Annotated in this window: 12 protein-coding genes and 1 pseudogene; 12 read left to right on the top strand and 1 reads right to left on the bottom strand. The window is 73.6% G+C overall.

Going from position 1 to position 11766, the window contains the following annotated elements; all coding sequences use genetic code 11:
• Positions 1-61 precede the first annotated feature (61 nt).
• Entirely contained in the window at positions 62-460 is a 399-nt protein-coding gene (locus I8N68_RS29680; protein ID WP_200216113.1) for a hypothetical protein, read from the top strand.
• Positions 461-485: 25 nt separating this feature from the next.
• Here the strand turns inward: I8N68_RS29680 and I8N68_RS29685 are convergent, their stop codons facing one another.
• Complete coding sequence (locus tag I8N68_RS29685; RefSeq protein ID WP_200216115.1) at positions 486-704, bottom strand: DUF397 domain-containing protein; 219 nt, start codon at positions 702-704, stop codon at positions 486-488.
• Between the two features lie 67 nt (positions 705-771).
• On the opposite strand from I8N68_RS29685, the gene pepN reads away from it, so the two are divergent.
• The 11 genes and pseudogenes from pepN to I8N68_RS29740 all read left to right on the top strand — a co-directional run.
• The gene (pepN, locus tag I8N68_RS29690; RefSeq protein ID WP_200216117.1) at positions 772-3288 is read left to right on the top strand and encodes an aminopeptidase N; all 2517 of its coding nucleotides are present in this window, start codon (positions 772-774) and stop codon (positions 3286-3288) included.
• A gap of 214 nt (positions 3289-3502) precedes the next feature.
• A complete protein-coding gene (nadD, locus tag I8N68_RS29695) occupies positions 3503-4132 on the top strand; it encodes a nicotinate-nucleotide adenylyltransferase (protein WP_200216120.1) in 630 nt (209 codons plus the stop codon).
• A gap of 77 nt (positions 4133-4209) precedes the next feature.
• On the top strand, positions 4210-4620 hold the full coding sequence (gene rsfS / locus I8N68_RS29700; protein WP_200216129.1) for a ribosome silencing factor: 411 nt from the start codon (positions 4210-4212) through the stop codon (positions 4618-4620).
• Positions 4617-5246, top strand: a complete 630-nt coding sequence (locus I8N68_RS29705) for a histidine phosphatase family protein (RefSeq protein WP_200216132.1) — start codon at positions 4617-4619, stop codon at positions 5244-5246. The genes rsfS and I8N68_RS29705 overlap by 4 nt, the downstream gene beginning before the upstream one ends.
• 47 nt (positions 5247-5293) lie before the next feature.
• The gene (locus I8N68_RS29710; RefSeq protein ID WP_200216135.1) at positions 5294-6148 is read left to right on the top strand and encodes a DegV family protein; all 855 of its coding nucleotides are present in this window, start codon (positions 5294-5296) and stop codon (positions 6146-6148) included.
• A 4-nt stretch (positions 6149-6152) separates the two neighbouring features.
• Complete coding sequence (locus I8N68_RS29715; protein WP_200216137.1) at positions 6153-6920, top strand: SDR family NAD(P)-dependent oxidoreductase; 768 nt, start codon at positions 6153-6155, stop codon at positions 6918-6920.
• 499 nt (positions 6921-7419) lie between these two features.
• Positions 7420-8175, top strand: a complete 756-nt coding sequence (locus I8N68_RS29720; protein ID WP_307813027.1) for a ComEA family DNA-binding protein — start codon at positions 7420-7422, stop codon at positions 8173-8175.
• A pseudogene (locus I8N68_RS29725) lies at positions 8172-9047 on the top strand (ComEC/Rec2 family competence protein); the annotation flags it as partial. The gene I8N68_RS29720 and the pseudogene I8N68_RS29725, both read left to right, overlap by 4 nt.
• 29 nt (positions 9048-9076) lie before the next feature.
• On the top strand, positions 9077-10501 hold the full coding sequence (locus I8N68_RS29730) for a recombinase family protein (protein WP_200216139.1): 1425 nt from the start codon (positions 9077-9079) through the stop codon (positions 10499-10501).
• A gap of 58 nt (positions 10502-10559) precedes the next feature.
• Entirely contained in the window at positions 10560-10793 is a 234-nt protein-coding gene (locus I8N68_RS29735; protein WP_200216141.1) for a hypothetical protein, read from the top strand.
• Between the two features lie 79 nt (positions 10794-10872).
• Positions 10873-11766 (top strand): hypothetical protein (locus I8N68_RS29740; protein WP_200216144.1); only part of this gene is annotated, 894 nt, incomplete at its 3' end.

An 11766-nucleotide genomic window follows, 5' to 3' on the forward strand; every position in this document is an offset into this window, starting at 1 on the left:
GTCGGCCATCGACCGGGGGCAAGGGATCGCTCCCGGCGGTCGTCGGCGACGGGGAGGACGGATGCGGGACAACAACAGCGCGCCCTACTGGCGGCAGCGGCGGACGGTGCCGGGATTCGGCCCGGGCCGCGGCGACCGCGAGGAGAGCCTGCTCGCGCCGCCCCGCCGGGCGGTGGGCCGGCCGGCCCGGTTCTTCACCGTGCACCTCGGCTTCACCGCCGCCGAGCCGTCGGTCGCCCGCGAGCTGGCCGTGGGGTACGCCGAGGCGCTGAGCCTGCTCCGGCCGGAGCTGGCGCTCGGGTCGGCGGCGCTCTCCCCGGCCGACGCGTGGCACCGGGCGGAGCGGCTCTTCTGCGGCGCGCTCGGGCCCGACGGCGAGCGCTGCGCGGACGTGGCCGGCCATCCGGGCTTCCACCACGCCCCCGGTCCGGGCGGCCTCGGCTGGGGCGACGGTGACTGAGCGCGGCGGCCGGCCCGCCGCCGGCTCAGTCCAGGTCGAACTCGCCGTCCTGGGCGCCCGCCACGAAGGCGTCCCACTCGGCCTGGGTGAAGACCAGCACCGGCCCGTCCGGCTCGGCCGAGTTGCGCATGCCGATCAGATCGCCGACGAAGGCCACCTCCACGGCACTGTCCGAGGTGTCGCCCTCGGCCCGCTGCCAGACCGCCCGGGAGAGGTCGAAGTCGCCCTTGGGGTGCTGACCCATCGTTGTTCCTCCATCGCCATGCGTCACAGGGGAGCCCGTCCGGATCCCCATCGGGCAGGATAAGCGGATGCCGAGCCTGACCCGTGTAGAGGCGACCGCGCGTGCCGCGTTGATTACCGTCCAGTCCTACCAGGTGGACCTGGACCTGACCCCCGCCGGCGAGCGGTTCCGCTCCGCCGTCACGATCCGGTTCCGGGCCACCCCCGGTGCCGAGACCTTCGCCGAGGTCAAAGCCGCCAGCCTGCTGGAGGCGCGGCTCAACGACCGGGCGCTCGACCCGGGCGCGCTGGCCGACAACCGGCTGCCGCTGACCGACCTGGCCGAGGAGAACACGCTCACCGTCGCCGCCGAGATGGCGTACTCGAACACCGGCGAGGGGATCCACCGCTTCGTCGACCCGGCCGACGGCGAGACGTACCTGTACGCGATGTCCTTCCTCGACGACGTGCAGCGCATCTTCGCCGCCTTCGACCAGCCCGACCTGAAGGCGCCGGTCACCCTGTCGGTCACCGCCCCGCCGGAGTGGACCGTCGCCGCCAACGGCCCGGTCGCCGACCGGCCCGCGCCCGGCCGCTGGGAGTTCGCCCCCACCGCGCCGCTGGCCACGTACTTCTTCACACTGATCGCCGGGCCGTGGCACGTCCGGCACGACGAGCACGACGGCGTGCCGCTCGGCGTCTACTGCCGGCGCTCGCTGGCCGCCCACCTGGACGCCGACGCGGACGAGATCTTCACCGTCACCAAGCAGTGCCTCGACCGGTTCCATCAGCTCTTCGCCGAGCGCTACCCGTTCGGCAAGTACGACCAGGCGTTCGTGCCGGAGTTCAACGCCGGCGCGATGGAGAACCCGGGCCTGGTCACCCTCCGCGACGACTACGTCTTCCGCTCCGCGGTCACCGACACCCAGCGGGAGCTGCGCGCCACCACCATCGCCCACGAGATGGCGCACATGTGGTTCGGCGACCTGGTGACCATGCGCTGGTGGGACGACCTCTGGCTGAACGAGTCGTTCGCGGAGTACCTCGGCACCCGGGTGACCGCCGAGGCGACCCGCTTCGACCAGGCCTGGACGACCTTCGCCATGCGCCGCAAGGCCTGGGGGTACGCGGCCGACCAGCGGCCCTCCACCCACCCGGTCGCCCCCGAGGAGGTCGCGGACGCCGCGCAGGGCCTGCTCAACTTCGACGGCATCTCGTACGCCAAGGGCGCCAGCGTGCTGCGGCAGCTGGTCGCCTGGCTCGGCGACGGCGTCTTCCTGGCCGGCCTGAACGCGCACTTCGCCGCCCACCGGTTCGGCAACGCCACCCTGGCCGACCTGCTCGCCAGCCTCAGTGCCGCCAGCGGGCGGGACCTGACCGACTGGGCGGAGCGCTGGCTGCGCCGCCCCCAGGTGAACACGCTGCGGATGGAGACGGCGGTGGACGCCGACGGCCGGTGGCGCGAGGCGGCGGTGGTGCAGACCGCGCCGGAGGCGTACCCGGTGCTGCGCCCGCACCGGATCGGCGTCGCCCGGTACGCCGCCGACGGTACGGTCGGCCGCTTCGAGGTGGACCTCGACCCGGACGTGGACAAGGGGCGTACCGAGCTGACCGGGCTGGTCGGCGAGCCCGCCACCGGCCTGCTGCTGCCGAACGCCGGCGACCTGACCTTCGCCAAGATCCGCCTCGACCCGGCCTCGGCAGACGCGGTGCCGATGGTGCTGCCGGGGCTGCCCGATCCGCTGGCCCGGGCGCTGCTCTGGGGCGAGGCGCTCGACGCGGCCACCGACGGGGAGCGGCCGGTCGACGCCGTGGTGGCGCTGATCGCGGCGGCGCTGCCCGCCGAGACCGAGGTGATCATCGCGGAGGACGTGCTCACCCTCAGCCGCAACCTGATCGACCGGTACCTCGACCCGCTCGCCCGGGACGCCGCCCTGCTCCGGGTGGCCAACGCGTGCGGCACGCTGCTCGCCGGGGCGCCCGCGGGCGGCTCGCTCCAGCTCGCCGCGGCCCGGGGGCTGATCGCCTCGACCACCGACACCGCGCTGCTCACCGGCTGGCTGGCCGGCGACGGGGTGCCGGCCGGGCTCGCCGTGGACGCCGACCTGCGCTGGGCGGTGCTGCTGCGGCTGGTGGTGCTGGGCGTGGCCGGCGAACCGGAGATCGCCGCCGAGGCGGCCGCCGACCGCAGCGCCATCGGCGCGGAGCGGGCCGCCGGGTGCCGCGCCGCGCTGCCCAACCCGGCCGCCAAGGCGGCGGCGTGGGAGATCATCACGGTCAACGCGGAGCTCTCCAACCGTCTCGTGGAGGCGACGGCGGAGGGCTTCTGGCAGCCGGAGCAGGCCGCGCTGACCACCCCGTACGTCGAGCGGTACTTCGCCGACATGCCGGCGGCCGCGCGGCTGCGTACCCCCTGGACGGCCGACCGGGTGGCGACCCTGGCCTTCCCCCGCTACGCCGTGGCGCAGCCCACCCGGGAGCTGGCCGCGGCCCTGCTGGCCCGCGACGACCTCACGCCCGGGCTGCGCCGGCGGGTCACCGACATGGACGACGACCTGCGTCGTGCGCTGGTGGCCAGGACGGCGGTGGCCGCCGCGGGCGCCTGACCCGGACCGGGGGCCGGGCCCGTCACGAGCCCGGCCCCACCCGACCCGACGCGGCCGAGCCGGCAACGCCTCCCCGGGCGCCGGCCGAGCCGGCAACGCCTGCGGCGCGGCGAGCCGGCAACGCCCCCGGGCGCGGGGGAGCCGGCGACGTCCGGTGCGCGGGACGGCGGCGGCCCCGGCGGGCGGTGGGCCGGGGCCGGCCTACGATCGCGGGGTGGAGGAAGACATCCGGCGGATCGGCATCATGGGCGGCACCTTCGACCCGATCCACCACGGGCACCTGGTGGCGGCGAGCGAGGTGGCGGACCGGTTCGGGCTGGACGAGGTGGTCTTCGTCCCGACCGGCCAGCCGTGGCAGAAGGCCGACGAGCCGGTCAGCCCGGCCGAGGACCGCTACCTGATGACGGTCATCGCCACCGCCTCCAACCCGCGGTTCCAGGTCAGCCGGGTGGACATCGACCGGGGCGGCCCGACCTACACGGTCGACACCCTGCGCGACCTGCAGGCCGAGTACGGCCCGAAGGTGCAGCTCTTCTTCATCACCGGCGCCGACGCCCTGGAGCGCATCCTCTCCTGGAAGGACCTGGACGAGATCTTCGCGCTCGCCCACTTCATCGGGGTGACCCGGCCGGGGTTCGAGTTGTCGGACGAGCACCTGCCCGCCGACACCGTCAGCCTGGTGCAGGTGCCCGCGATGGCGATCTCCTCCACCAACTGCCGCGCCCGGGTGGCCCGGGGCGAGCCGGTCTGGTACCTGGTGCCGGACGGTGTGGTGCAGTACATCGCCAAACGGCGCCTGTACCAGGAGGGGAAACGCCCGGAAAGCCCTCGTTCGTCCGCGTAATCGACCAGAACTGACAAGTCGTCGCCCGGCCGGGTGTGAGAGGCTTGGAGGGTCGCACGGTTGATCGAAGGAGAACGGTGACAGTTTCCGAACGCGCTCACGAGCTGGCGATGGCCGCCGCCCAGGCTGCGGCCGACAAGAAGGCGCAGGACATCGCCATCATCGACGTGGGCGACCAGCTCGCCATCACCGACGCGTTCGTCCTCGCCGCGGCCCCGAACGAGCGTCAGGTGCTGGCCATCGTCGACGCCATCGAGGAGCGCCTGCTCGAGCTGCCGGAGAAGGCCAAGCCGATCCGGCGCGAGGGCCAGCGGGGCGGCCGCTGGGTGCTGCTCGACTACGTCGACATCGTGGTGCACGTCCAGCACACCGAGGAGCGCGAGTTCTACGCCCTCGACCGGCTGTGGAAGGACTGCCCGCAGATCCCGTTCGTGGACCGGGACCTCGTCGACGCGGAGTCCGCAGCCCGCCCCGCCGCTGCGGAATGACCCGCCTGATCATCTGGCGGCATGGCAACACCGACTGGAACGCCGCCAGCCGGGTCCAGGGGCAGACCGACGTCCCGCTCAACGACCTCGGCCGGGAGCAGGCGCGCTGCGCCGCCCCGGCGCTGGCCGGGCTGCGCCCGGACGCCATCGTCGCCAGTGACCTGCGCCGCGCCGCGGACACCGCCGCCGCGCTCGCCGCGTTGACCGGGCTGCCGGTCCGCACCGACGCCCGGCTCCGGGAGCGGCACTTCGGCGACTGGCAGGGCCTCACCCTGACCGAGGTGAGCGAACGGTTCCCCGCGGAGTACGCCCGCTGGCGGGCCGGTGACCCCGACCCGGGCGCGGGCATCGAGAGCCTCGCCGATCTCGGCAAGCGGCTCGGCGCCGCCTTCCAGGACGCCGCCGACCTCGCCGCCGGGGGCACCGTCGTGGTCACCACCCACGGTGGCGGCGCCCGCCAGGGCGTCGGGCACCTGCTCGGCTGGGACCACGCGGTGCTGCGCAGCGTCGGCTCGCTCGCCAACTGCCACTGGACCGAGCTGCGCCACGACGACGTCCGGGGCTGGCACCTGCGCGCCCACAATGTCGGGCTGATCACGCAGCCGGCGCTGACCGAGGCGGTCTGACCAAACGGCCCCGGCACGCCGCGGCGACATCGGCTAGCGTGCCGGGCATGCCCGTCGCGGTCGTCACCGACTCCACCGCCTACCTCCCGCCCGAGCTGGTGCGCGCGCACCAGCTCACCGTCATCCCGCTGACCGTCGTGCTCAACGGGGCCGAGGGGCTGGAGGGGGTCGAGACCCTCCCGGCCGACGCCACCCGGGCGCTCGGCGGGCGGCGCGTCTCGGCGAGCACCTCCCGGCCGTCGCCGGAACAGTTCGCCCAGGTCTACCGGGCGCTGCTCGCCGACGGCGCCGAGGGCGTCGTCTCGGTGCACATCTCCGCCGAGCTGTCCGGCACCGTGGAGGCGGCCCAGCTGGCCGCCGCCGAGATCGGCGACCGGGTCGCGGTGGTCGACAGCCGCTCCACCGGCATGGGCCTGGGCTTCCCGGTGCTCGCCGCCGCCGCGGCCGCCGAGCGGGGCGCCGACCTTCCCGCCGTACGCCAGGCCGCGGCCGACGCCGTCGCACGCACCACCATCTTCTTCTACGTCGACACGCTGGAGTTCCTCCGCCGGGGTGGCCGGATCAACGCCGCCGAGGCGCTGCTCGGCACCGCCCTGTCGGTCAAGCCGATCATGCACATGCCGGACGGCGCGATCGTGCTCAAGGACAAGGTGCGTACCGCCAGCCGGGGCGTGGCCCGCCTGGTGGACCTGGCCGTCGAGGCGGCCGGCGATGCCGAGGTGGACCTTGGCGTGCACCACCTCGCCGCCCCGCAGCGCGCCGAACAACTGCTCGGGGCGCTCACCGAGCGGCTCGGCGACCACCTGCACGACACGTACGTCTCCGAGGCCGGCGCGGTCGTCGCCGCGCACGCCGGGCCGGGCCTGGCCTGCGTGGTGATCCACCGTCGGCCGGCTGCCTGACGGCATGTCCTTCGTGGTGACCGGCGGTGGCCGGGGCGTCGGGCGGGCGATCGTGGAGCGGCTGGCCGCCGATGGCGGCACCGTGGTCGTCGTCGAACGGGACCGGGATGGGCTGGCCTGGCTGCCGGCGCATCCCGCCGCGCGGCGGCTGCTGCCGGTGGTCGGCGACGCCGCCGACGAGCGGGTCACCGGGCAGGCCGCCGACCTGGCCGAGCGGGCCGCCCCGCTGGCCGGCTGGGTCAACAATGCCGCGGTCTTCCGGGACGCCGCCCTGCACACCGCGCCCGCCGCCGAGGTGTACGACCTGATCGGGCTCAACCTGCGCCCCGCCGTGGTCGGCGCCGCCACCGCCGTACGCCGCTTCCTGGCCGCCGGTACCGGCGGCGCGATCGTCAACGTCTCCTCCCACCAGGCGCGCCGCCCGGTGCCCGGCGCCCTGCCGTACGCGACCGCGAAGGCCGCCGTCGAGGGGCTGACCCGGGCGCTGGCCGTCGAGTACGGCGGCCGGGGGATCCGCACCAACGCGGTGGCCCTCGGCTCGATCGCCACCGAGCGGCACGCGGAGTTCCTCGCCGGCCAGGAGCCGGCCGAGGCGGAACGGGTGACCGCGGAACTGGCCCGGTTGCACCCCGTGGGCCGGATCGGTGCGGCCGCGGAGGTGGCCGACGCCGTGGCGTTCCTGCTGTCGCCGCAGGCCGGTTTCGTCAACGGGGTGACCCTGCCGGTGGACGGCGGCCGGGCCGCGCTCGGCCTGGACCCGGAGGCCCGGTAGGCACCGGACACCCGATAGCACGGCTCCGCATGATCAGGGCGTTGTCCACAGGAAGCGTTGTCGTCCACAGGGGACGAGCGCGAACCTGAGCGGCGTGGCTCACCCGCCCTAGCCTCGCGGCGTGCCAGATGACGAGGAGATCCGGGTGCGGCGGCGGCTCACCCTGCTGTTCGACCCGCCGCCGGCCGACCTTCGGGCCGCCGGCCCCGATCCGGCGGCCCACGCCGACCGCCGGCCGGCGGATCCGCCGGGTGCGATCCCACCCGACTGGCCGACGTTCGACCTGCTCGCCCCGACCCGCTCCCCACGGGCGAATCCGGCCCCCTTCCGGTCCCCGATCCCGGGCACCGGAGTCGAGGAGCCGTCCGGTTCGCTCCCTGCGGAGTCGCCCGGGTCGGTCCCGCCGGAGCCGTTCGGGTCCGTCCCGGTGGAGTCGACCGAGACGCCGCAGGCCGATGCGCCGGAGTGGCCCGGGCCGAGCCGGTCCAGTGCGCCCCGGATCGCCGTGGGAAACCAGTCCATCCTGTCCCCGGTGGTCGGGGACCGGCCCACCTCGGCCCGGGTCCGCGTCGTCGACGAAGAGAACTCCTCGGGCCGCTCCGTGCTCCTGCCCGGCCCCGGCGCGTTCGACCCGGGGCGGCGCGGGGTGCGGGCGCTGGCCGCCGTCGCCCTGGTCGTGGTGCTCGGCGCCGCGCTCTGGGCCTGGCGGTCCCGGCCCCACGCCGAGCCGGTCCGGCCGGTGTCCACGGTCGCCGCGCCGGGCGGGTCGGCGCCGTTCCCCCAGGGCTCGCCCGGCGCGCCGAACGGCCAACTGGTGGTCGCGGTCGCCGGCAAGGTGCGCCGCCCCGGCCTGGTCCGGCTGCCGGCGGGCGCCCGGGTCGCCGACGCCGTCGAGGCGGCCGGCGGTGCGCTGCCCGGCGTGGACGTGGCCCTGCTCAACCCGGCCCGCAAGCTCACCGATGGCGAACTGGTCCTGGTGGGCGTCGCCGCCCCGCCCGGCCCCGCCGGCCCGCCCCCGGCCGGTGGAGCGGCGGGGCCGGCGGCTGCCGGCCCGGCGCCGGGCGCGCCGGTCAACCTCAACACCGCCACCCTGGGCCAGCTAGACGCCCTGCCCGGGGTCGGGCCGGTGCTCGCCCAGCGGATCCTCACCCACCGCGAGCAGCACGGCGGCTTCCGGTCGGTGGCGGACCTGCGCCAGGTCGAGGGCATCGGTGACGCCCGGTACGAGCAGCTCAAGGACCTGGTGACGGTATGAGCACCCGCCGCAACGCCGTCGGCTCGCACCCCACCGACCAGCCCGCCGGCGGGACCCCGCACGACGCTCCGGCCAGCGACGGCCACGGGCCCGACGTCCCGGACCTGCGGTTGGCCGGACTGGCCGTGGCCGCCTGGCTCGCCGCACTCGCCGGCCTGCACCTCACCGCCGCAGCGGCGACCGCACTGGCCGCCGTCGCCGCCGTCCTCGCCGCTCTCGTCGGCGCCCACCTGCTCGGCGTTCTCGGCCGCCCGGCCGCCCGGTTCCGCCGGCACGGCTGGATCGTCGTCGCCGTGCTGGTCGGCGTGGTCTGCGGGGCCAGCGCGACCAGCGCCCGGCTCGTGGTCCGCGACGCGGCCCCGGTCCGGGCGCTGGTCGACGAGCGCGCCCCGGTCACCGTGGAACTGGTCCTCCGGGACGACCCGCGCCCCGTGCGGGGCGCCGCCGGCCGGCCCGCCACCCTCCTGGTCCGGGCCGACCTGGACCACTTCACCGCCCGGGACGGCCGGCGGGTGGCCGGACCCGTCCGCGGCCTGGTGCTGGCCTCCCACCCGGCCTGGCGAGGGCTGCTCCCCGGGCAACGGGTGACCGCGCAGGGACGGTTGGCCGCCCCGCGCGGCGGCGACCTGACCGCCGCGGTGCTCACCGTGACCGGCCCGCCCACGCCGCACGGCTCGGCGCCGTGGCTCCAGCGCGCGGCCGGCACGCTGCGCGCCGGACTGCAACGCGCCTGCGAACCGCTGCCCGACGAGCCGGGCGGCCTGCTGCCCGGTCTGGTCGTCGGCGACACCAGTCGGCTGGTGCCGGCCGTGGAGGCGGACTTCCGGACCACCGGCATGACCCACCTGAACGCCGTGTCCGGCTCGAACGTCGAACAGGGGTAGTGGTAGGTTACCAGGTCATGCGCGCGGTGATCTACACGCGGGTCTCATCCGACCCCAACAACCTCGGTCGCTCTGTCGAGGAGCAGGAAGCCGACTGTAGAGCCGTCTGCGAGCGGGAAGGCTGGCAGGTGGTGCGGGTGTTCTCGGACAACGACCGGAGCGCCAGCCGCTACGCGAAGAAGGAGCGCCCCGAGTACCAGGCGCTGCGCGCCTTCCTTGAAGCCGGCAAGGCTGACGTGCTGGTGATGTGGGAAGGCAGCCGGGCGCAACGGGACCTTGAGGCATACCTCTCGCTGCGGAAGCTCTGCCAGGCGCAGGGGATCGGCTACAGCTACTCGGGCAGGCTGTACGACCTGAGCCGCACCGATGACCGCTTCACCACGGGACTTGATGCCCTGCTCGCGGAGCGGGAAGCCGACCTGACCCGAGACCGGGTGTTGCGTGCCGTCCGTGCCAACGCTGCGGCAGGGAAGCCACACGGCAGACTGCTCTACGGGTACCGGCGGATCTACGGCGACGGTGGTCAGTTCGTGGCGCAGGTGATCCACGAGGAGCACGCCGAGGTGATCCGCGAGGCAGCCAAGCGGGTTGCCAGCGGGGAAGCCTGCTACTCGATCGCTGAGGACTTCAACCGCCGGGGCATCCCAACGCCACGCGGCGGCAAGCAGGGATGGTCGCTCAGCCAGATCGGCCGGATGTTGCAGAACCCTGGGTACATCGGGAAGCGGGTGCACCTCGGGAAGATCGTTGGCGATGCTGACTGGCCGGCCATCCTCGATCCCGAGACGTACGCGGTCTGCCGGTCGATCCTGACCGACCCTCGGCGGAAGACTCAGCGAGACACCACCGTCCGCCACCTGCTCTCCGGTGCCGCCGTCTGCGACGTGTGCGGGTCGCGCATGCGGGTGCAGAAGAACCGCACGCACTACGCCTACCTGTGCTCGGCTCGGTTCTGCGTGTCGGTCAAGACAACCGTGCTTGAGCAGTTCGTGGTGGCTGTGCTGGTCGCTCGGCTGTCCCGTCCTGATGCGCTCGACCTGCTCGCCCCACCGGCAGACCGGGGAGTGGTTGAGCAGGCACGGCAGGAAGCCAAGCAGAAGCGGGCCCGGCTGGAGGAGTGGTACGCGGCAGCCGCACGCGATGAGATCACCCCTGCCGGTCTAGCTTCCATCGAGCGGACGTTGCTCGCCGAGATCGAAGATGCCGAGCGCCGAGCAGAGCATGTCGACGTGCCCCCGCTGGTCCGAGACCTGGTCGGGCCTGGCGTCGAGCAGAGGTGGGAACGGCTGACCATCGGCCAGCAACGCGAGGTGGTGTCGCTCCTGCTCGACCTGCGGGTGGGGAAGACGTACCAAGGCGCGCGCTCGCTCGACCCTCGCCGGCTCGGCAACTCCCGATGGCGCGGGGACTCGCAGACGTGGGCAGAGCGCGGGTTGGTCTGACCATCGGCGGCCTGGTTGGCGGACACGATCAGCCGGTCGGGTCGCATAGCATCCGGGCATGGTCGAAGCCCTGTGCGCGCTGATCGGCTGTCTCCTCGTGCCGTACTTGCTGGTTCTTCTCGCCTACGGTCCCCCCGTGGCGAGGAGCCTCTCCGACGTGGTTGGTGCGATAGCTCTCCGGCCTCGGCGATCGTCCGGTCTGTTCGCTGCACTGGCGCGACGGCATCGGCGAGCGATGTTCGTGGTGCGGGAGTCTGAGAGGCTGCGGGAGCGCGAGCGCGACGAGGGCTGAGCGCGAGGTTGGTAGCCTGCGACGTGTACTTCCGTCGATCCCACGGATGGTCCTCTATCGACTCGCAGAGGTGCTGGCGTTGACACTCCTCCTCGCGTTGGCCTGCGACTCGTTCGTGATGCAGGCTTCGGACAGGCGTCTCTCGGTAGCGCGCAAGCCTCTCGCTGGCGAATGGAACAAGGCCGTTGTCTGGTGCAACATGGCAAGCATTGCCTTCACGGGGAACGCCTACCGGGATCACCGCAACGTCAAGCCAGTAGATGACTGGATTACCGAGATCGTCGGTGGTGCGACATCGGTTGACGACCTGTACACGTCCCTCCTCAGTGCAGCGACAGACTGGCTGGAGAGCCGGCGAGTCCCGCACCCGCAGGCATTCTCCCTGGTTGGCTGGGCACCGCAGCTCGACGGCTCGCACGTTGCCTACGCCGGGCTGATCAGCAACTTCCATGATCAGCGTGGAAACCTGCGAGCCGCCACTAAAGAGTTCACGTGGCTGCGGGCGATGAGGAACGGAGCGGTGGAGAGGCCAGGCACATTCTTCCTGGCGCGAGCCGGCGCACTCATGAGACTGGAAGAGTTCCGTGCCGCCATGAGAGGGCTCAAGCGCGTAATGAGGGCCGGCGGAGATCCGGCGCGAGCCGCTGACATCCTCACTGCCGTTATTCGGCTTGTCGCCGAACGCGAGCCGACGGTGGGCAAGGAAGTAATGATCACCTGCCTGCCCCGGCCGTCCGGCACTGAGAATGACCAGTTCTTGGGAACGTCTCGTGCGGGCAGGCCGAGTCTCAGTCACCCATCGTTCTTCTATCGCGGCACCGGGGACGACTCAGTGTCTTTCGCACCGCAGACGGTGTGTCAGCATGCCGTGCAGACCATCGAGCGGATCAAGTACCTCAACGCCTCGGGAAGTGATTCGGAGATGCTGATGTCTGTGCGGCTACTGCCGTCGCACCCGATGTTTCAGGCCAAC

The organism is Micromonospora coerulea, from assembly GCF_016598485.1.
Taxonomy (GTDB): Bacteria; Actinomycetota; Actinomycetes; order Mycobacteriales; family Micromonosporaceae; genus Micromonospora; species Micromonospora coerulea.

Excerpts from the sequence above, each read along its gene's own strand:
- I8N68_RS29680 (WP_200216113.1), top strand. The coding sequence starts at position 62 with ATGCGGGACAACAACAGCGCGCCCTACTGGCGGCAGCGGCGGACGGTG.
- I8N68_RS29685 (WP_200216115.1), bottom strand. The coding sequence starts at position 704 with ATGGGTCAGCACCCCAAGGGCGACTTCGACCTCTCCCGGGCGGTCTGG.
- pepN (WP_200216117.1), top strand. The coding sequence starts at position 772 with ATGCCGAGCCTGACCCGTGTAGAGGCGACCGCGCGTGCCGCGTTGATT.
- I8N68_RS29705 (WP_200216132.1), top strand. The coding sequence starts at position 4,617 with ATGACCCGCCTGATCATCTGGCGGCATGGCAACACCGACTGGAACGCC.
- I8N68_RS29710 (WP_200216135.1), top strand. The coding sequence starts at position 5,294 with ATGCCCGTCGCGGTCGTCACCGACTCCACCGCCTACCTCCCGCCCGAG.
- I8N68_RS29715 (WP_200216137.1), top strand. The coding sequence starts at position 6,153 with ATGTCCTTCGTGGTGACCGGCGGTGGCCGGGGCGTCGGGCGGGCGATC.
- I8N68_RS29730 (WP_200216139.1), top strand. The coding sequence starts at position 9,077 with ATGCGCGCGGTGATCTACACGCGGGTCTCATCCGACCCCAACAACCTC.
- I8N68_RS29735 (WP_200216141.1), top strand. The coding sequence starts at position 10,560 with ATGGTCGAAGCCCTGTGCGCGCTGATCGGCTGTCTCCTCGTGCCGTAC.